Below are 20,332 nucleotides of genomic sequence, written 5' to 3' on the forward strand. Positions count from 1 at the left end.
GCGTCGTCGAGCCTGACGAGCGCGGCGGCCAGCCGCGCGATCGGGACACGGTAGGGCGAGCAGGACACGTAGTCGAGACCGAGGCCGTCGAACGCGGCGATCGACGCGGGGTCGCCGCCGTGCTCGCCGCAGACGCCGGTCTCGAGGTCTGGCCTGGTCCGCAGCCCGCGTTCGACGCCGATCCGGACGAGCTCGCCGACCCCGTCGACATCGAGGGACGCGAACGGGTCGGCCGGCACGATGCCTGCCTCCAGGTACGCGGCGAGGAAGGATTCCTCGGCGTCGTCGCGAGAGATGCCGATCGCCGTCTGGGTCAGGTCGTTGGTACCGAACGAGAAGAAGTCGGCGTGCTCGGCGATCCGGTCCGCGGTGAGGGCAGCTCGCGGCAGCTCGATCATCGTGCCGACCCGGTAGCCGAGCTCCGGCAGCCCTGCGCGGTCCAGCTCGTCGTCGGCGGTGGCCACGACGATCTCGCGCGCGCTGCGCAGCTCCTCGGCGAACCCGACCAGCGGCACCATGATCTCCACCCGGGGGTCGAGGCCGCGCCCGCGCACGGCGAGCGCCGCGCGGATGATCGCGCGGGTCTGCATGACGGCGATCTCGGGGTACAGCAGCGACAGGCGCACGCCGCGGGTGCCCAGCATGGGATTCGTCTCGGACAGGCGGGTGATGCGAGCCAGGAGCGTTCGTGCGCGCTCCAGCTCCTCGGGCGTCCCGTCGGCCTCCAGCCGCTGGACCAGCAGGGACTGCTCGACCAGGTCGGGGAGGAACTCGTGCAGCGGCGGGTCGATGAGCCGGACGGCGACCGGCAGGCCGGTCATCGCGGTGAAGATGCTCTCGAAGTCGGCCTGCTGCATGGGCAGCAGCTCGTCCAGGGCGGCCTGCCGGGACGCGGTGGAGTCCGCCATGATCATGCGCCGCACCACGGGCAGGCGGTCCGTGGCCATGAACATGTGCTCGGTGCGGCACAGGCCGACCCCCTCGGCGCCCAGCTCGCGGGCCTTCGCGGCGTCCTCGCCGGTGTCGGCGTTGGCGCGCACGCCAAGGCGGCGCACGTTGTCGGCCCAGTCCAGCACGGCCTGGAAGTCGTCGGTGATCCGGGGCGGCACGAGCGGGAGCGCACCGGCGTAGACGAGGCCAGTGGTGCCGTCCACCGTGATCGTGTCGGCGTCGGTCAGGACGGTGCCGCCGACCGTCAGCGTGCGGCCATCGGCGTCGATGCGCAGGTCGCCCACGCCGGCGACGCACGGCTTGCCCATGCCGCGCGCGACCACCGCGGCGTGCGACGTCATGCCGCCGTGCGCGGTGAGCACGCCCTGTGCGGCCGCTACGCCGTGGATGTCGTCCGGTGTGGTCTCCCAGCGCACGAGCACCACGTGCTCACCGGCCCCGCCCCGTTCGGCCGCGGTGTCGGCGTCGAACACGATGGTGCCCACCGCCGCGCCAAGGGACGCGTTGAGGCCGTGTGTGAGCGGGGCAGGGGCTCGGGCGGCGTCGAGCGTGGGGTGCAAGAGCTGGTCGAGCTGGGCCGGATCGATCCGCCGCAGCGCGGTCTCCCTGTCGATCTCGCCCTCGGCGACGAGGTCGCGCGCCACCTTCAGGGCCGCGGCGGCGGTGCGTTTTCCGGTGCGTACCTGCAGCAGGTACAGCGTGCCCTCCTCGATCGTGAACTCGATGTCCTGCATGTCCTTGTAGTGGTGTTCCAGCCGGTCCATCGCGGCCATGAGCCGCGCGTAAGCGTCGGGCAGCACGGACTCCAGCTCCGGCAGGGGCCGCGGCGTGCGGATGCCAGCGACCACGTCCTCGCCCTGCGCGTCGAGGAGGAACTCCCCGTACCGTTCCTTCGCGCCCGTGGCCGGGTTGCGCGTGAAGCACACGCCGGTCGCGGACGTGTCGCCCTTGTTGCCGAACACCATCTGCATGACGTTCACGGCGGTGCCCAGGTCGTCCGGGATGTCGTTCAGCCTGCGGTACACCTGCGCGCGCGGGCTGTCCCATGACCCGAACACGGCGTCCACCGAACGGCGGAGTTGCTCGCGCGGATCGGTCGGCAGGTCGTGGCCCGTGCTCCGGCGGGCCACGCTCCGGAAGGTCGCCACCAGCTCCCTCAGGTCGTCCGCCGTCAGGTCGGTGTCCTGCGCGGCTCCCCGGCGCTCCTTGATCGCCGTCAGCTCGTCCTCGAAGACCTGCCCCGGTACGCCCTCGACGACCTCGCCGTACATCTGCACGAACCGGCGGTAGCAGTCCCAGGCGAACCGGGGGTCGCCCGACTCGGCCGCCAGGCCGTCGACCGTCTCGTCCGAGATGCCGAGGTTGAGGATCGTGTCCATCATCCCCGGCATCGAGCGCACGGCGCCCGACCGCACCGACACCAGCAGCGGCCGCTCGGCCGCGCCCAGCGTGCGGCCCGTGCGCCGCTCCAGGGCGTCCAGGTGGGCCTGGATCTCGTCCCACAGCCGCTCGGGCCAGGTGCCTCCGTTCCTCATCGTGGCGACGCACGCCGAGGTGGTCACCGTGAAGCCGTCCGGTACGGGCACGCCGATGCGCGTCATCTCGGCGACGCCGGCCCCCTTGCCGCCGAGCAGCGCTCTCATGCCCGCGTTGCCCTCCGACAGGTCGTAGACGTACCGCTCGCCCGCCGCCTCTGTCGGTGGGGTCGCGGTGAGGGCACTGGTCCGGCTTTCCGCATGCGTGGTCATTGCGCCTCCATCGGTCTGCGCGCGCGATCGCGTGCTCGTGCCATGACTTCACGGTCGTCACCGGCGGCACGCCAGGCGCAACCGTGCGGCCAGCCTTTCGCGCCTTCGCATGGCCGTACCAGGGACGAACGGCCCGGAATCTCAGGACGAAGTCCCGGGAAGGCTTGTGCAGGGACCCGGGTCACGAGGCTCTGAGGACCTTCTCTGCGGCACGGGGGACCTTCGTCCCTGACCCGCGCGGACCGCGCGGCGAGATGTTGGAGCTACCGCCGCACCTGGCGGTCACCCGTCCAGCACCACCGTCCGAACGGAGCTGTCATGAGAGCCGCAGTCGTCACCGACTTCACCGCCCCGCTGGAGATCCAGGACATCCCGGTCCCGGAGCCCGGCCCGGACGAGGTCCTCGTCCGGATCGAGGTGAGCGGGCTGTGCCACACCGACATCCACGCCGCCCACGGCGACTGGCCGGTCAAGCCGACCCCGCCTTTCGTCCCGGGTCACGAGGGCGTCGGTCGCATCGAGAAGCTCGGCCCCGGCGTGACGAGCCGCGCCGTCGGCGAGCGTGTGGCGATCGCCTGGCTCGGCAGCGCGTGCGGCGAGTGCCGCTACTGCGTCGCCGGCTGGGAGACCCTGTGCGAGCAGCAGCAGAACTCCGGCTACTCCGTCAACGGCGCGTTCGCCGAGTACGCGGTGGTCCGGGCAGGGTTCGCCGTTCCCGTCCCCGACGGTGTGTCGTCCGCGGACGCCGCGCCGCTGAGCTGCGCGGGCGTGACCACCTACAAGGCCATCAAGGTCGCCCGGGTGTCGCCCGCTGAGACGGTGGTCGTGTTCGGCATCGGCGGGCTGGGCCACCTCGCGCTGCAGTACGCGCGGATCGCCGGCGCGTTCGTGATCGCGGTCGACGTCGAGGACCACAAGCTGGAGCTGGCCACCCGCCTCGGTGCTGACCACGTGGTCAATGCCGCCCGCGAGGACCCGGTAGAGGCCATCAAGCGCCTCGGTGGCGCGGACGTCGCGGTGGCGCTGGCCGCGTCGTCGGCATCCTTCGACCAGGCGTTCCGCTCGCTGCGCCGGGGTGGCCGGCTGGTCTGCGTGGCGCTGCCCGCCGAGGGCAGGATCCAGCTGCCGATCTTCGACACGGTGCTCGGGGGCATCTCGGTGATCGGCTCGATCGTCGGCACCCGCAACGACCTCGCCGACGTGTTCGCGCTGCACGCGGCAGGCCGCACCGAGGTCGTGGCCGTTGAACGCAAGCTCGACGAGGTCAACGAGTCCTTCGCGGACGTGCTGGCCGGCCGGGTGCCCGCACGCATCGTCTTCGGCTTCTGAGCCCGACCACCACGCGGGAGCCAACCATGACCACCGTCCATGACGCACCGGCCGTCCCCGGGCCGGGTACCGAACCGAACGGCTCCGCGTGGGCGGGGTTCGTCGGCGGACCCTGGCAGGACCAGGTGGACGTGCGCGACTTCATCCAGCGCAACTACACGCCGTACGAGGGCGACGCGAGCTTCCTGGCCGGGCCGACCGCCCGCACCACCCACGTGTGGGACACGGTGAGCGCGCTGTTCCCGGAGGAGCGCGCCAAGGGCGTGTACGACGTCGACCCGCACACCCCGGCGGCCATCACCGCCCACGCGCCGGGCTACATCGACCGCTCCGCCGAGCTGATCGTCGGCCTGCAGACCGACGCGCCGCTGCGGCGCGCGATCATGCCGAACGGCGGCTGGCGTCTGGTCGAGACGTCGCTGGCCACGTACGGCTACGACGTGGACGAGTCCGTCAAGGAGACGTTCACCAAGTACCGCAAGACCCACAACGAGGGTGTCTTCGACGCGTACCCGCCGGACGTCCGCGCCGCCCGCAGGAGCCACGTCATCACGGGACTGCCGGACGCCTACGGCCGCGGGCGGATCATCGGCGACTACCGCCGGGTGGCCCTGTACGGCGTCGACGCCCTGATCGCAGCCAAGCGGGCGGACAAGCTGAGCCTGGACACACAGCCGTTCAGCGAGAAGGTGGTCCGCGAGCGGGAGGAGCACGCCGAGCAGCTCCGCGCGCTGGGCGAGCTCAAGGAGATGGCGGCGTCCTACGGCTACGACATCTCCGGACCGGCCAAAACCGCCCGGGAGGCCGTGCAGTGGCTCTACTTCGCGTACCTGGGCGCGGTCAAGGAGCAGAACGGTGCCGCGATGTCGCTGGGCCGCACCTCGACCTTCCTGGACATCTACTTCCAGCGTGACCTGGGCGCGGGCCGGATCACAGAGGAACAGGCGCAGGAGCTCGTCGACGACCTCGTCATCAAGCTGCGGATCGTGCGCTTCCTGCGCACACCCGAGTACGACACCCTGTTCTCGGGCGACCCCACCTGGGTCACCGAGACCGTCGGCGGCATGGGCGACGACGGGCGCACCCTGGTGACGAGGACCTCGTTCCGCTACCTGCAGACCCTGTACGACCTGGGCCCCGCACCCGAGCCCAACCTCACCGTGTTCTGGAGCCAGGACCTGCCGCGCGGGTTCAAGGACTTCTGCGCCCGTGTCTCGATCGACACCAGCGCGCTGCAGTACGAGTCCGACCGGCAGATCCGGACCGCCTGGGGAGACGACGCGGCCATCGCCTGCTGCGTGTCCCCGATGGCGGTCGGCAAGCAGATGCAGTTCTTCGGCGCTCGCGTGAACCTGGCCAAGACCCTGCTGTACGCGATCAACGGCGGGCGCGACGAGGTCAGCGGCGAACAGGTCTCGCCGGCCTTCCCCGCCGTCGCCGCCGGCCGCCCGCTGGAGTACGACGACGTCCGCCGCCGTCTCGACACGACGATGGACTGGCTCGCCGCGACCTACGTCGAGGCGCTGAACGTCATCCACTACATGCACGACAAGTACGCGTACGAGCGCCTGGAGATGGCGCTGCACGACCGCGCCGTGCTGCGCACCATGGCCTGCGGCATCGCCGGGCTCGCGGTGACTGCTGACTCGCTGAGCGCGATCCGGTACGCCCGCGTCATGCCGGTGTTCGACGAGCGCGGCGTCGTGGTCGACTACGAGGTCGAGGGACCGTACCCGACCTACGGGAACGACGACGACCGGGCGGACGCCATCGCCGTCGAGCTCACCCGGTCCTTCATGGACAAGATCCGCCGCCAGAACACGTACCGGGACGCGCTGCCCACCCAGTCGGTCCTGACGATCACGTCGAACGTCGTCTACGGCAAGGCAACGGGCAACACGCCTGACGGACGACGCGCCGGCGAGCCGTTCTCACCGGGCGCCAACCCGATGAACGGGCGCGACACGCACGGCATGCTCGCCTCGGCGCTGTCGGTGGCCAAGCTGCCGTACGACCAGGCGCAGGACGGCATCTCGCTGACCAGCACGGTGGTGCCGTCCGGGCTGGGACGGACGCGGGACGAGCAGGTGACCAACCTGGCGGGCCTGCTGGACGCCTCGGTGGGCCTGGACGGCTACCACATGAACGTCAACGTGCTGAACCGGGAGACGCTCGAGGACGCCATGGCGCACCCCGAGAACTACCCGCAGCTGACGATCCGGGTCTCCGGGTACGCCGTGAACTTCGTCCGGCTGACGCGCGAGCAGCAGCTCGACGTGCTCAGCAGGACCTTCCACGGGTCGCTGTGATGACCCTCGAGGCCTCGGCACCCGCCACCTCCTCCCGGCGGTCCCAGCGGCTGGCCGGGGTGCGGTCCGGCGAGCTCGGATCCGTGCACTCGTGGGAGCTGGTCACGGCCGTGGACGGGCCGGGCACCCGGCTCACCGTCTTCCTGGCGGGCTGCCCGTTGCGCTGCCTCTACTGCCACAACCCGGACATGCTCGAGATGAAGGACGGCGAGCCGGTCACCGCCGAGCAGATCCTCGCGCGTGTGCGCCGCTACCTACCCGTGTTCCGAGCCACCGGCGGCGGGCTGACCCTGTCCGGCGGCGAGGTGCTGATGCAGCCGGCTTTCGCGGCGCGCCTGCTGCGCGGAGCCAAGGAGCTCGGCGTGCACACGGCGCTGGACACCTCCGGGTTCCTCGGTGCCAACGTGACCGACCGGATGCTCGCCGACACGGATCTGGTCCTGCTCGACGTCAAGTCCGGTGACCCGGACACGTACCGCCGGGTCACCGGTGGTGAGCTGGCGCCGACGCTCGCGTTCGGACGGCGCCTCGCCCGAGCCGGGCTGGCCGGAGCCCACGCTCCGGAGGTCTGGGCCAGGTTCGTCCTGGTCCCTGACCTGACCGACGACGCGGACAACGTAGAGCGGGTCGCTGCCTATGTGGCCGAGCTGAACGAGATCAGGCCCGGCACCGTCACCCGGGTCGAGGTGCTGCCCTTCCATCAGATGGGGCGCTACAAGTGGGCCGCGCTCGGGCGCACCTACGAGCTCGAGGCGACCCAGCCGCCGTCGGCCGAGCTGACCGAGCGCGTTCGGAACCAGTTTCGGGCGCACGGCCTGCGGACGTACTGAAAGTCGCGGTGGACTCCCTCGACCTGGCGTGCCTCACCTGCGGGTCCACTGCTGGTTGGTTCCGCCGTGGCAGGCCCACAGGTGGATCTTGGTGCCGTTGGCGGTGCCTTGTCCGCTGGCGTCGAGGCACAGCCCGGACTGGACGCCGGTGATCGTGCCGTTCGTGTTGAGGTTCCATTGCTGGTTGGCCTGGCCGTTGCAGTCCCAGATCACCGCGGTCGTGCCGTTGCTGGTGCCCTGACCGCTCGCGTCCAGACACTTGTTGCCGTACACCACGAGCTGCTTGCTCGCGGTGTAGGTCCAGCTCTGGTTGGTCCCGCCGGTGCAGTCCCAGAGCTGCGTCTGTGCGCCGTTGCCGGTGCTCGAACCCGGGACCTCCAGGCAGCGCCCGGACGGCACTCCGACGATCTGCGTGCCGCCCTGGGTGCCGCAGCCGGGTGCGTTGAGCGGCGTGCGGTACTGGGCGGGCACACCGGCGTTGCAGATGATCGCCTGCGCCGCCGCGGGCCAGGTCGAACCGGTCACGGGGTGGTCGTTCGTGATGCGGTTGTTCGTCGCCGCGGAGAAGTCGCCCTGCACGGCCCCACCCATGTGCCAGGTGTGGTCGACGGTGTTGTCCTTCGTGTTGCGTGTCCCGCCCGTGTTGGCGAAGACCCAGGGGCTGGAGTCGCGGATCACGTTGTTCGTCGCGGTGATGTACCGCGATCCTTCGTCCAGGTACAGCCCGACCGTGTTCCGCAGGTTGTACATGTAGTTCTCGCGGATCACCGTGCCCGGCGACGCGGAGAGCGAGTAGATGCCGCCACCGTCGCTGAAGATCTTCTTCGTGTCGTGCACCATGTTGTTCGCCACGACGTTGTTCCGGAACGTCGTCGGGGTCGAGTACCTGGGGTTGTACTGGTAGTACCCGCGGTCGACGTAGTCCTGGGATCCGCCCGCGTCGTTCGTGCCCCAGCCGAACCCGATGTCGATCGCGTCGTAGGGGAGGTCGAACACCTCGTTCTGCAGGATGCGCGCGTTGTCGACGTAGGTCGAGAGGATGCCGGAGTTCTCCCGGTAGGTGAAGGACGTCTTCGTGACGGTGTTGGCCTGGACGAGGATGTCCGAGTTGGTCATGGCCGGGTCGCTGGGGTGGTGGGCATCGGCCCGGACCCCTCCCGCGACGACGGCCCCTCCGCCGAGCTGGGTGAAGACGTTCCCGACGATGTCGATGTTCGACGCGCCCAGACCCACGCCGCTCGCGTGAGCGTTGGCGTCGTTGCCGATGCCGAGCGCGGTCTGGCCGAGGTTCACGAACCTGTTGCCGATGAACGAGACGCCCGTCGCCGCTGAGACCTGGACGGCCGCCGGCGACTGGTTCCACGTCGTACGGGCCCGCTCGAACGCGGCGCAGCCCTGGGAGCAGCTCGTGATGGCGTCGGCCGGGTAGTACGAGTAGGACCCGGCGAGGTAGGTCCCGGTCTGCTGCACGGCGTAGCCGTTCGGTCCCGAGGGCGCCAGCCAGCTTGTCCCCGAGAACTGGAGGCCCTCGAAGCTGAGGTTTCGTACCGGGCTGGAGTAGCTGCCGCTGATCTCGACGAGCCTCTCGAGCCGCGGGAGCTGCACGTCCAGCGACGACGGGTGCACGCCGTTCGCGGGCTTCAGGTACAGGCGTCCGGCTGCGGGGTCGATGTACCAGTGACCCGGCTGGGAGATGAACGAGAGAGAGTTCTCGATGCTCAGCCCGTGTCCGCCGAAGATCGGGGCCTGGATGGTGTCGTACCCCCAGAGGTTGTTGTTCCACGCGGGTTGGGTCATCGTCGCCGTGGTGCCGTTGATGGTCGAGACCGGCGAGTAACGATCGGTGAAGTGCCCGATGGAGCGCAGCTCGAGCCGGTTCTTCTGCGGCAGGTTCGAGAGGTAGTTGAGCGCCGGGTTCGTGATGTTGAATCCGGTGGCGGTCATCCGGATGTCGCTGCGAGCGATGTTGACCGAGGCGCGGGGCGACGCGACGCCGTTGACGAAGAGGTCACGGGTGTCTTGCCCGACGGGCGTCGAGGCGACCCAGATGTTCTTCGCCGAGTCGTGCGAGCTCCACCCGGTGACGGGCGTCGACCCCGTCAGGACGGGGGTCGCGCCCGGGGCTGCCGTCCAGCGCACGGTCGTCGTGGTGCGCCCGCCGTCCGCGGCCGTGAAGCTCAAGGGCGAGGAGAGCTCGTAGCGGCCCCCGGCGAGCACGACCACCACGTCGGTCGGGGACGCGGAGCTCTGGTTCTGCCTGACCGTGGTCTTGACCTGCGAGATCGAGCACGGCGCGCTCGAGGTGCAGCCGGTTCCGCTGCCACTGGGCGAGGCGTAGTAGGTGGTGGTCGCGGCGGACGCGGAAGTCGGGCCCACGAGCGCCGATCCCCCCATCAGCAGCATGACCGCGAGCGTGGTCACGAGACGCCGAGGCGTGCGATTCATCTGAGTTCCTCCGAACATCGTTGTTTGGGGGTGCCCTCGGCTACTCGCTTCAGCCGTTATGCGTAGTACATCCGATGTCTGGGCCGAACTCAATAGCACATGTGATATATGTTCTCTATCCGTCGATCGCCCGAATGGCGCGGGCCGCGGCAGTGCTCAGCGGCCGACGCCGAGGGCCCGTGGATCGGCCCTCCGGCGTCGGCCGCCAGACGTGATCGGTGGTGGATCGGCTCGCCTACGGGGCCGCCTGATCGCAGGTCACGCCGTTCACCGTGAACTCGCTCGGGCTCGTGTTGACGCCGGTGTGCGAGCCGTTGAACCCCACGTCGGTGCTGGCCCCTGGCGCGAGCGTGGCGTTCCAGGCCAACCCCGTCGCGGCAACGGCCGTGCCGGACTGCGTCCACGTGGCCCCCCACCCCTGGGTCACCCGCTGGCCGGACGGGAAGGCGAACCGGAGCGTCCACGTGACCGGCGCCGTGGTGTCGTTCGTGATCCGTACCGAGCCCGTGAACCCGTCGCTCCAGCTGTTCGCCGAGTAGCTGACCCGGCACCCGCCGGCCGGGCCGGCCGTCGTCGTGAAGGTCACGGCCGGGCTCGCGCCGGACGGGTTGCCCGCGTTGTCCCGGGCACGCACCACGAACGAGTACGACGTGTCAGGGGCCAGGCCGCTCACCGTGTAGGCGGTAGTGGTGGACGAACCGGCGAGGACCTCGGTGCTGCCCTGGAGGCGGTAGACGTCGTACCCGGCGACGCCGCTGGGCGGGTCGCCGCCGTCCGTCACCGCCGGCCAGGTGAGCCGGGCGCCGGAGGAGGTGACGGCGCTCGCCGTCGGCCGGGCGGGGGTGCCCGGCGCGGTGGTGTCGGTGGGGGTGCCGGTGCCGGTGGGCTCGGTGCCCCAGACCAGCCGGCCGCCGTCGTACAGCGTGATCGCCCTCGTCTTCACCAGCGCGGTGGTGGTGAGGCCGGCGAAGGACGGGTCGTTCGCGTTGTTCCAGCCGGTGCCGCCGCTGACCCGGAACTGGAGCTCGCGGCGGTGCTGCGACTGCCCGCCGGGGTGGATGTTCTGCCCCGCGCAGCTCAGCTCGGCGTAGTAGAGGCTGCCGGACGCCTGAACGGGCTTGGCGGTCTGCGGGCCGCACTCGCTGTAGTTCGACGACAGGGTGAGGTTGGCCGCGGTGTCGCCGGCGTCGAGGTTGAACCAGTACCGCAGCCGCGCGTTCTCGAGCGAGCGGGCCGGGAAGGCCGACCGGTTGCGGATCAGGGCCTTGATCTCGACGAACGTACCGCTCGGCGGCTGGTTGAGCTGCGCCTCGACGAAGACCTCGTCCTGGTCGGGGGACTCGGCCTGCGGGAAGCCCGCCAGGGGCGTGCCGCCGTACTCCTCGGCCAGCCGCGCGAGGGCGCTGGAGAAGCCCGCGTTGTAGTCGGTCGCGACCTCGTTGGCCGTGTAGTCCTGGCGCGAGTCGGTGTAGGCGTCGTTGGCGGACGGCGGCCCGCCGACGAGCGCCCCGTAGAGGACGTGCCGGGTCTCGACCGGTTCGGCGATGCTGTCCAGCCACGACCCGTGCGCGGTGCGGTGGTGCGGCTTGGTCGGCGGGTTGGTGCCGAAGCCCACCACGTACGACGAGTCGCGCGGGTTGTCGCCGAGCGCGTAGTCGATCTGGCGGACGCCGAAGTCGTGATAGCGCGCCTTGCGCGTCGCGTCCGTGAGCCAGTCCGAGTAGACCAGCGCGACGAACGACGTGTTGGCCGCGTACCGCAGCGAGCCCCACGAGTCGAGCACCGCCTGACCGCCGGGGGAGTAGGGCACCCGCTGCCCGTTCACGCCGACCGTCCAGTAGTCGAGCCAGCGGTTGGTGTCGTCGACGTACTTCTGCTTGCCGGTCTCCATCGCCAGCAGCGCGTACGCGCCGAACGACTTGTCGTCCCACGCGATCGTCCACTTGTACTTGCGGGTGCTGGACTGGTTCTCCGTGCCCAGCTTGTCGTACTCGGTCTCGGCCTTGGCCAGGTACGCCGCGTCCCCGGTCGCCTTGTAGAGCCAGTAGGCGCCCCAGACGAGCTCGTCCTGGTAGCCGGACCACGACTTGTAGTAGGGGGCGACCTCGGTGACGCAGTCCGAGTAGCTGCCGCGGTAGGTGTCCGCGAACGAGTAGAGCTGCTTGGCGTGCGTGATGAGCTCGCTCGCGTACCCGGGGTCGTCCCTCAGGACGATCGCCGAGGACGCCATCGCGGCCGCCGTCTCGGCGGCGACGTCGGAGCCGGGGCAGGACGCCGTGATCTTGTGCGACGGGCGGTCCATGGTCATGACCTCGGCAGGGCCCCACCACTTGTGGTCGTCCTCGCCGTCGCCCACCTGCACGTACAGCTCGTTCGGCGCGGTGTGGGCCTTGACGAGGTAGTCGTTGACCGAGCGCAGGTTGTCCTTGAGCTCGTCGAGCTGGCCAGCCCGGGTGTACCCCTCGGGCGACTCGATCGCGCCCCACGCGAGCATCGTCGTGCTGAACGCCATCGGGAAGCCGAACTTCACGTGGTCGCCCGCGTCGTACCAGCCGCCGGTGAGGTCCTTGCCGACGTCGTCCCCGTCCTGCAGGGCGGAGTCGCCGCGCCAGCTCACCGGGTAGTCGTCCGGCAGGTCGCCGGAGCGCTGGGCCTGGTAGAAGAACATCGACTTCTGCAGGGCCTCTGCGTAGTTGAAGGCCGGCTCGGCCGGTGCGCCCGTGGCGGGCGACGCGACGAGGAGGGTGGCGGCGAGCGAGAGAGCCGTGCCCGAGGCGAGCGCGGTGGCGCGCCAGCGGCGGGCCGGCGCGTCGGGAGTGCCGGACGAGTGTGCCATGAGGACCTCTTCAACGCTGGAGACGGTCGGGGAGACGACGTCGGGCCGTGGCACCCCCTCGCCCGGTGCGACGCGCCCGGACATCGTCGCGAGGGGCGGATTTCTCCGTCAACGACCTAAACGATTCACACGGCGTGCGGCGACGTCAGCGCGCGAGGCTGAGCGCCAGCGTGGCGAGCGGGACCGTCACCGTGACCGCCACGAGCCCGAGCGCCGCGAAGCGGAGCCAGGAGATGGTGACGCCGAGGGCCGTGAGCCGTTGGTGCCAGAGCAGTGTCGCGAGCGAGGCCCATGGCGACACGAGAGGGCCGAGGTTCACCCCGATGAGCAGCGCGACCAGCCGTAGCGGGCTGCCCGCCTGAGGTTCCAGCACCAGGTACGCGGGCAGGTTGTTGAGGCCGTTCGCGCCCAGCGCCGCGACCGCCGCGAGGTGGAGCAGGCTGAGCGGGTCGTCCCCCGAGCCCGAGACCGCCGCGAGCACGCCCTCGATGCCGTTCGCGTGGGCGGCCTCGACCAGCACGAACAGCGCCAGTGCGATGCCGAGCGCCTGCCACGGCACGAGCGACACCTTGATCGACGCGCGCCGGCGCACGGCGAAGGCCCCGAGCAACAGCACGGCCGCGACGCCGGCGATCCACGCCACCTCGATGCCCGACACGAGCATGGGCAGCAGCAGGACCACGACGATCGCGCAGTACACGAGCAGCGGCCGGTCCTGGACTGGCGTCGGTTCGGGGGCGTGGTAACGGCCGGCGAGCAGCCTTCGGTAGACGAACGACAGGATGACGACGCTGACGACGACGCCGACGAGCGCGGGCGCCCAGACCGCGCCGAGGAACTGGACCGGGCCGCCCTCGAAGGAGCGCGCCGCGAGCAGGTTGGTCAGGTTCGACACGGGGAGGAACAGGGAGGCCGTGTTCGCCAGCCACACCGTCGCGAGGGCGAACGGGATGGGTGAGACGCCGACGTGGACGGCCAGCACCACGACGACCGGCGTCACGAGGACCGCTGTCGTGTCGAGCGAGAGGAACGCCGTACACACCACGGCGAGCGCGATGACGAGGACCCAGAGCACCCAGACCCGTCCGCGCCCCCAGCCGGCGAGCCGTTCGGCGAGCGCCGTGAAGACTCCCGCGTCGCTCGCGAGCTCGGCCACGATCGTGATGCCGACGACGAAGGCGAGCACGGGTGCGACCCGCTCGGTCAACGACCGGACGTCACCCCAGGGCAGCGCGCCGGTCGTGATGACGACCGCCGCGCCGAGGAGCAGGAGCCCGGTGGCGATTGCGGGGACCAGGCGTGCGGCGGGTGCGATCACTGGCCGAGTGTAGGTTCACGAGAGGCCGACCGACGCTGGGCTCGTGTCAGGCCGTGGCCCCGGCCGCCGAGCCGCAAGAAACACGTCGATCGGTGCCCAGATCGACACACGACCTGCGGTTCGCCCACGGTGTGACCAGTAACTTGCGGTTCGAGGCCGAGCCGAGCGTGAGGTCGGAAGCCGGTTCTGGTGCGAGTGAGCGCGGCTCCCTGCATGCTGGACGCTCCGCGCCAGGTCGACAGGGCGCCAAGTCGACAGGGGAGTGACACATGTCGGACCAGACCACGCCGCAGGACCCGACCACCCAGTACCCGCGACCGGAGCAGCCGGCGGACGACCTGCGGCCGCCGGGCCGCACGGGGGACATGTCGCAGGAGCCGGACCACGGGGAGTCCACCTACCGGGGATCCGGCCGGCTGGACGGCAAGCGGGCGCTGATCACGGGCGGCGACTCCGGCATCGGGCGAGCGGTGGCGATCGCGTTCGCGCGCGAGGGAGCCGACGTCGCCATCTCCTACCTGCCGGAGGAGGAGCCGGACGCCCGGACGACCGCCCACTGGGTCGAGGAAGCGGGCCGCAAGGCGGTGCTGCTGCCGGGCGACATCCGGGACGAGGAGTTCTGCCGCCGGCTCGTCGCCGACGCGGTGGACGGGCTCGGGGGCCTGGACATCCTCGTGAACAACGCCGCCTACCAGATGTCCCAGGACGAGGGGCTGCGCGGCATCACGACGGATCAGCTCGACCGGGTGCTGAAGACCAACGTGTACGCGCTGTTCTGGATCACCAGGGCCGCGCTGGACCATCTGCCGAAGGGCGGCTCGATCATCAACACGACCTCGGTCCAGGCGTACGAGCCCAGCCCGCAGCTGCTCGACTACGCCACGACCAAGGCGGCGATCCTCAACTTCACGAAGGGGCTGGCGCAGCAGCTCGCGCCGGAAGGCATCCGCGTCAACGCGGTGGCCCCGGGACCGATCTGGACACCCCTGATCCCCGCCACGATGCCGGAGGAGAAGGTGGAGCAGTTCGGCGCCGACACGCCACTGGGCCGCCCCGGCCAGCCCGCCGAGCTGGCGCCCGCGTACGTGTTCTTCGCGTCCCAGGAGTCCAGCTACATCACCGGCGACCGCATCGGTGTGACCGGCGGGCGCCCGCTGTAGCAGGCGAAGGGGAGCTGTCGCGTGACGTTCTGGATCTGCGCCAGGTGCGGCGTCGAGCACGAGGACCGGCCCGCGGTGTGCGCCATCTGCGCCGACGAGCGCGAGCTCGTGCCCGAGGACGGGCAGCAGTGGACCACCCTCGACGATCTCGCCGCCGCGGGGCGGAGCGTCGCGGTGGAGGAGCTCGAGCCCGACCTGTTCGGCCTCACCACCATGCCCGACGTCGGTATCGGGCCCACCGCGAAGGTCGTCCGCACCGCGGGCGGCAACCTGATGTTCGACGTCCCGGCCTACCTCGACGACGCGGCCCTCGCCGCCGTCCGCGACCTTGGCGGGCTGGCGTACATCGTGGCCAGCCACCCGCACATGTACGGGGTGCAGGTCGAGTGGAGCCGCCGGCTCGGCGGTGTCCCGGTCCTGGTCAGCGAGGCCGACGCCGGCTGGCTCGCCCGGTCCGACGACGCCGTCGAGCTCTGGAAGGAGGACCGGGAGATCCTGCCCGGGGTGACGCTGACCCAGCCGGGCGGGCACTTCCCCGGCTCCACGGTCGCGCACTGGGCGGCCGGGGCTTCCGGCCGGGGCGTGCTGCTGGGTGGTGACACGATCTTCGCCAACCCGGACCGGACGTCGGTGTCGTTCATGCGCAGCTACCCGAACCGGATCCCGCTCTCGGGTGCGGTCGTGCTGCGCATCGCGCACCACGTGCGGCGGTTCGAGTTCGACAGGCTGTACAACAACTTCCGGGGCACGATCCCCGCCGACGCCCGCGACGTCGTGCTGCGTTCGGCGGAACGCCACGCGGCGTGGGCTCGGGGCGACTTCGACCACCTGACGTGATTCCTCGTCAGCCGCGGGGCGGGGCCACCGAACCGCGTTCGACGAGGTGGACGTCGAGCGAGACCGGGGCGCCCGGGCCACGGCCGTGCTCGATCTCCTCGAGGATGATGCGCGACGCCTCGGCGACCTTCGCGGCCATGTCCTGGGCGACGGTGGTCAGACCCGGGGTGGTGTAGGCAGCGAAGTCGAGGTCGTCGAAGCCGATGACGGACACGTCGCCGGGCACCGAGCCGCCGGCCTCGGCGATGCCCGCCATGATGCCGACCGCGAGGTGGTCGGCGGTCGCGAACACGGCGGTCACCTCCGGGTGGTCGCGGCGCAGCCGCAGGCCCAGACGCCGGCCGTCCTCGAACGTCGTGAACACCTCCTCGGCTCGCACGTCACGTGCGTCGATCCCCGCGTCCAGGCAGGCGGCACGGAAACCGTCCCAACGCTGCCCGACCACGCCCATGCCCTGGAACGGCGGGCCGGCGAACAGCACGTGCCGGTGCCCGGCCTCGGCCAGACGCGCGCCGGCGAGCCGGCCGCCGTGGTGGTCGTCGCTGCGTACACCGATCGCGCGCGGGTTCGACGAGTAGCTGTCGATAGCCACGAGCGGGATGCTCGGGACCCGCAGCCGGTCGATCTGCGCGTCGCCGAACTCGACCAGGACGACGCCGTCGAGCGACCATCCGCTGATGGTCTGCGCCACCTGGTCCTCGTGCTCGATCCCGCGCAGCAGGACGTGGTAGCCGCGGTGGCGCAGGTGGGTCTCCATGCCGCCGACCACGGCTACCGTGTGCGGGCTGACCAGCAGGCTGTTGTTCGCTCCCACCGGCACGAGCGCGGCGACGATGTGCGAGCTGTTCGCCGCCAGGCTGCGCGCCGGGATGTTGGGGACGTAGCCCAGGCGCGCGGCGATGGCGAGCACGCGCTCGACCGTCGCGGGCGACACCCTGGCGCTCTTGCCGTTCATGACGTTGGAGACGGTCATCCTGCTCACGCCGGCCTCGGCAGCGATGTCGCTGAGTCGTGCGGTCACTCGATCCTCTCCCGCCGGCATCCGTCAGGCGTCATCCTAGGTCGGCTCCTTGACTGGGCGGGCGGCTTCCCCGTACCTTCGTGTGAAGTTTACCGCTAAACCTCCTGGCACAGCGGTAACCGTGCGAATCCCGGTCAAAGGAGATCTCATGACACGCGCGTTCACGGCCTGGCGCCACCATCTCGCCCGCGTGGCGACGGCGGCCCTCGTCGCCACCACCCTCGCGACCGCCGGCGGCCCGGCGGCGAGCGCCGCCACCACCCGCTACGAGGCCGAGCAGGCGGCACGCTCCGGCGGCGCTGTCGTCGCGACGGAGCACGCCGGCTACAGCGGTTCCGGGTTCGTCGGCGGCTACACCGACGGCAACAAGGGAACCGCGACCACCACGTTCACCGTGACGGCGTCGACGGCAGGCCAGCATGCGCTCGCCCTGCGGTACGCGAACGGCACCGGCTCGGCCAGGACGCTGACGCTCCTGGTGGATGGCGCCGCCCAGCAGGTCACTCTTCAGCCGACGGCGGGCTGGAGCGCGTGGTCGACGCAGAGCGCCCCCGTCACGCTGTCCGCGGGCACCCACACGATCGCCTACCGCTTCGGTACCGCGGACTCGGGCAACGTGAACCTCGACAGCCTCGACGTCACCGAAACGGGCGGCTCGAGCGGTGACGACTACGCAATCGGGCCGGTGTTCGAGGCCGAGTCCGCCACGCTCGCGGGCGGCGCGGTGGTCGCCACCGACCACACCGGCTACTCCGGCTCCGGGTTCGTGGGTGGCTACACCGACGGCAACGCCGGATCGGCGTCGGCCACCTTCAAGGTGCGGGTCACGGCTGGTGGGGCGAAGGACCTCACCGTCCGCTACGCGAACGGCACCGGCTCACCGCGGACGCTCTCACTGTACGACGGCGCCACCAGGCTGACGCAGCTCACCCTGCCCGCGACCGCGAGCTGGGACCAGTGGGGCTCGACGACGTTCACCACCACCCTGTCCACGGGGAACCACGACCTCCGGCTCGCCTATGGCTCCGGCGACAACGGCAACGTGAACCTCGACAGGCTCGACGTCACGGCGAACGTGCCCGGGCAGCCCGCCGGGTCCGGGGAGGCCGAGAACGCCTACCGCTCGGGCAGCGCCGTCGTGGCCTCCTCGACCGGCGGCTTCGCCGGCACCGGCTACGTCGGCGGCTTCACGAGCACGGGCGCGCGTGTGCTCCGTACCGTCCAGGCAGGCACGACGGGCACGGCTACCGCGACGTTCACCTTCGCGACGCCGGACGGTGCCCGCACCCTCGACCTGCTGGTCAACGGCCGGGTCGCGGGTCAGGTCGCCTTCGGTGCGGGGAACGGCTGGCGCACCGTCACGGCGAGCGTGCCGGTACGCGCCGGCGTCAACACCGTGGGCCTGCGGGCCGCGAACGCCGGTAACGACGTGCTGGTCGACAGCCTCGTCGTCTCGGGCGAGACCGACCTGGCGACGCGCGGTGCGACCACGTCGTACACGCAGTACGAGGCCGAGGCGGGGACGACGAACGGCACCACGCTGGCGCCTTCGCGCACCTACGGGACCGTGCAGGCCGAGTCGAGCGGCCGCCGCGCGGTGCGGCTGGACGCCGTCGGCGAGAAGGTGGACCTGACCCTCACCGCCCCGGCGAGCGGGGTCGTGGTGCGCTACTCGATTCCGGACGACGCGGCCGGGACCGGGCAGACGTCGCCCCTGGCGGTGTACGCGAACGGGACCAAGCTGAAGGACGTGACACTGACGTCGGCGCACGCCTGGCAGTACGGCGAGTACCCGTTCCACAACGACCCGGCGCTCGGCGCCGCCCACCGGTTCTACGACGAGCTGCGGTTCGAGATCCCGGAGCAGCCGGCCGGGACGGTGCTGTCGCTGCGGAAGGACTCGGGCGCCGTGGCGCACATCGACGTCGACCTGGTCGAGGCGGAGCGGGTCGCGGCAGCGCTCACCGCGCCCGCGGGCGCGGTCTCGATCACGGCGCACGGGGCGACTTCGGGCGGGGGCGACGACACGGCGGCCATCACGGCGGCGGTGGCCGCCGCGAAGGCGGCGGGCGTGCCGGTCTGGATCCCCGCGGGAACCTTCCACGTCAACGACGCGATCCGCGTCGCGGGGGTGTCGGTGCTGGGTGCCGGCCCGTGGCACTCGGTGGTGGTGGGCACCGGCCGGGCGGGCGGGTTCTACGGGACCGGCGGCGGCGTCACCATCGCGGACGTCGCGATCCTCGGCTCGGCGACCGTGCGCGACGACGCGAACGGGCAGGCCGCGATCGAGGGCGACTTCACCGGCGAGACGCTGCTGCAGAACATCTGGATGCAGCACACCAAGGTGGGCCTGTGGGTGCGTCCCGGCTCGCGGGACGTGCTTGCCGTCGGGCTGCGCGTCCGCGACACCTACGCCGACGGCGTGAACCTGCGCTCGGGCGTGCTCAACACGCAGGTGACCCAGTCGACGTTCCGCAACACGGGCGACGACTCGCTCGCGATGTGGTCCGACGGCGCCGCAGTCAGCGACAGCGTCTTCTCGTTCAACACGGTACAGGCGCCCGCGCTGGCCAACGGCCTTGCGGTCTACGGTGGCGGGGGCGGCAACCGGGTCGAGGACAACCTGGTGGCCGACACGGTCAACGCGGCGGCGGGCATCGCGATCAGCACCCGGTTCGGGGTGCCGTTCACCGGCACCACGACGGTGCAGCGCAACACGCTCACGCGGACCGGCAGCCGTGAGCCCAACTGGCCGGCCGAGCTCGGCGCGCTGTGGATCTACGCCGACGTGCACGCGATCGACGCTCCGATCGTGGTGCGTGACATGACCATCCGGGACAGCACCTACGCGGGCATCCTGATGTCGTGGCAGAAGTCGATCTGGCAGGTGAGCTTCGACCGGGTCACCGTGACCGGCTCGGGTACCTACGGCATCGAGGCCCACGCCACGGGCAGCGCCACGTTCGCGAACACCGCGGTCTCCGGTTCGGGGACGGGTGGGTTGCTCAACGACATGGGATTCGTGCTCGAGCGACTGGGCGGCAACTCGGGATTCTAGGAGCTCAGGTCAGCTCGAGGAGGATCCCGTCCTCTGCCTCCGGGCCACCGGGCCCGTGCTCGCGGAGGACGGCGACTATCTCGTCGAACAGCGTCGGGCCCTCACCGCGTCGCGCCGCGGCCAGGCGCGCCTCGAAGGTCGCGCGGTTGGACGGGTCGACGGAGGGCAGCAGCCGCTCCAGCCGTCGGGCCGTCTCCGCGTGGCCGAGCGCCACCCGCGACGCCTCCGAGGCGACCCACCGCAGGATCCAGCCGCCGTCGGGTGTCCCGTACCCGCCGCGGAGCACGTCGTTCAGGGCATCGAGGTTTCCTCGCCACGTGTACCCGTCCAGCAGCCGGGAGAACTCGCGGGCGAAACCGTCGAGGTCGCTGAACCGCGTCCCGTCGACGACGAGCACGGGGAGGTCACGAGTCATGGTCCGAGGCTATCCGTCCGTCCAGGGCCGGGGCCGTGCACTGCGCCCAGCCCCTGGCAGGGCAGGGCGCAGCGC

Annotated in this window: 12 protein-coding genes; 6 read left to right on the forward strand and 6 right to left on the reverse strand. The window is 71.1% G+C overall.

Going from position 1 to position 20,332, the window contains the following annotated elements:
* The coding region (ppdK, locus tag ACFWE2_RS03655) for a pyruvate, phosphate dikinase (protein ID WP_377222887.1) at nucleotides 1-2,594 on the reverse strand (2,594 nt) is incomplete at its 3' end.
* A gap of 423 nt (nucleotides 2,595-3,017) precedes the next feature.
* Here ppdK and adhP point away from each other — a divergent pair.
* From adhP to pflA, 3 genes are read left to right on the forward strand one after another with little or no spacing between them, the layout of a single operon-like run.
* On the forward strand, nucleotides 3,018-4,028 hold the full coding sequence (gene adhP / locus ACFWE2_RS03660) for an alcohol dehydrogenase AdhP (protein ID WP_377222851.1): 1,011 nt from the start codon (nucleotides 3,018-3,020) through the stop codon (nucleotides 4,026-4,028).
* 26 nt (nucleotides 4,029-4,054) lie between these two features.
* Complete coding sequence (gene pflB / locus ACFWE2_RS03665) at nucleotides 4,055-6,337, forward strand: formate C-acetyltransferase (RefSeq protein ID WP_377222852.1); 2,283 nt, start codon at nucleotides 4,055-4,057, stop codon at nucleotides 6,335-6,337.
* Nucleotides 6,337-7,167, forward strand: coding sequence for a pyruvate formate-lyase-activating protein (pflA, locus tag ACFWE2_RS03670; RefSeq protein WP_377222853.1), 831 nt, complete (start codon nucleotides 6,337-6,339; stop codon nucleotides 7,165-7,167). Before pflB ends, pflA begins: the two co-directional genes overlap by 1 nt.
* A 33-nt stretch (nucleotides 7,168-7,200) precedes the next feature.
* Here the strand turns inward: pflA and ACFWE2_RS03675 are convergent, their stop codons facing one another.
* From ACFWE2_RS03675 to ACFWE2_RS03685, 3 genes are all read right to left on the reverse strand, one after another.
* On the reverse strand, nucleotides 7,201-9,612 hold the full coding sequence (locus ACFWE2_RS03675) for a ricin-type beta-trefoil lectin domain protein (protein WP_377222854.1): 2,412 nt from the start codon (nucleotides 9,610-9,612) through the stop codon (nucleotides 7,201-7,203).
* Nucleotides 9,613-9,847: 235 nt separating this feature from the next.
* Nucleotides 9,848-12,448: a glycoside hydrolase family 9 protein gene (locus ACFWE2_RS03680; RefSeq protein WP_377222855.1), complete on the reverse strand. Its 2,601-nt coding sequence runs from the start codon at nucleotides 12,446-12,448 to the stop codon at nucleotides 9,848-9,850.
* 145 nt (nucleotides 12,449-12,593) lie between these two features.
* The gene (locus tag ACFWE2_RS03685; protein ID WP_377222856.1) at nucleotides 12,594-13,766 is read right to left on the reverse strand and encodes an SLC13 family permease; all 1,173 of its coding nucleotides are present in this window, start codon (nucleotides 13,764-13,766) and stop codon (nucleotides 12,594-12,596) included.
* Nucleotides 13,767-14,035: 269 nt separating this feature from the next.
* Between ACFWE2_RS03685 and ACFWE2_RS03690 the strand changes: the two genes are divergently transcribed.
* Both ACFWE2_RS03690 and ACFWE2_RS03695 read left to right on the forward strand, forming a co-directional pair.
* Nucleotides 14,036-14,926, forward strand: coding sequence for an SDR family oxidoreductase (locus ACFWE2_RS03690; RefSeq protein WP_377222857.1), 891 nt, complete (start codon nucleotides 14,036-14,038; stop codon nucleotides 14,924-14,926).
* Between the two features lie 21 nt (nucleotides 14,927-14,947).
* Nucleotides 14,948-15,763: a hydrolase gene (locus tag ACFWE2_RS03695; protein ID WP_377222858.1), complete on the forward strand. Its 816-nt coding sequence runs from the start codon at nucleotides 14,948-14,950 to the stop codon at nucleotides 15,761-15,763.
* A gap of 7 nt (nucleotides 15,764-15,770) precedes the next feature.
* Here the strand turns inward: ACFWE2_RS03695 and ACFWE2_RS03700 are convergent, their stop codons facing one another.
* Nucleotides 15,771-16,784, reverse strand: a complete 1,014-nt coding sequence (locus tag ACFWE2_RS03700) for a LacI family DNA-binding transcriptional regulator (RefSeq protein WP_377222859.1) — start codon at nucleotides 16,782-16,784, stop codon at nucleotides 15,771-15,773.
* A gap of 148 nt (nucleotides 16,785-16,932) precedes the next feature.
* On the opposite strand from ACFWE2_RS03700, the gene ACFWE2_RS03705 reads away from it, so the two are divergent.
* Complete coding sequence (locus ACFWE2_RS03705) at nucleotides 16,933-19,842, forward strand: CBM35 domain-containing protein (protein WP_377222860.1); 2,910 nt, start codon at nucleotides 16,933-16,935, stop codon at nucleotides 19,840-19,842.
* A gap of 4 nt (nucleotides 19,843-19,846) precedes the next feature.
* On the opposite strand, the gene ACFWE2_RS03710 is transcribed toward ACFWE2_RS03705, so the two are convergent.
* Entirely contained in the window at nucleotides 19,847-20,257 is a 411-nt protein-coding gene (locus tag ACFWE2_RS03710; RefSeq protein WP_377222861.1) for a barstar family protein, read from the reverse strand.
* Nucleotides 20,258-20,332 lie beyond the last annotated feature (75 nt).

Origin of the sequence: Promicromonospora sp. NPDC060271, from assembly GCF_042726755.1 — a bacterium.
Classification (GTDB): Bacteria; Actinomycetota; Actinomycetes; order Actinomycetales; family Cellulomonadaceae; genus Promicromonospora.

Bases quoted from the DNA above. Each gene is read 5' to 3' on its own strand.
- ACFWE2_RS03680 (WP_377222855.1), bottom strand. From the start codon at position 12,448: ATGGCACACTCGTCCGGCACTCCCGACGCGCCGGCCCGCCGCTGGCGC.
- ACFWE2_RS03675 (WP_377222854.1), bottom strand. From the start codon at position 9,612: ATGAATCGCACGCCTCGGCGTCTCGTGACCACGCTCGCGGTCATGCTG.
- pflA (WP_377222853.1), top strand. From the start codon at position 6,337: ATGACCCTCGAGGCCTCGGCACCCGCCACCTCCTCCCGGCGGTCCCAG.
- ACFWE2_RS03705 (WP_377222860.1), top strand. From the start codon at position 16,933: ATGACACGCGCGTTCACGGCCTGGCGCCACCATCTCGCCCGCGTGGCG.
- adhP (WP_377222851.1), top strand. From the start codon at position 3,018: ATGAGAGCCGCAGTCGTCACCGACTTCACCGCCCCGCTGGAGATCCAG.
- pflB (WP_377222852.1), top strand. From the start codon at position 4,055: ATGACCACCGTCCATGACGCACCGGCCGTCCCCGGGCCGGGTACCGAA.
- ACFWE2_RS03690 (WP_377222857.1), top strand. From the start codon at position 14,036: ATGTCGGACCAGACCACGCCGCAGGACCCGACCACCCAGTACCCGCGA.
- ACFWE2_RS03710 (WP_377222861.1), bottom strand. From the start codon at position 20,257: ATGACTCGTGACCTCCCCGTGCTCGTCGTCGACGGGACGCGGTTCAGC.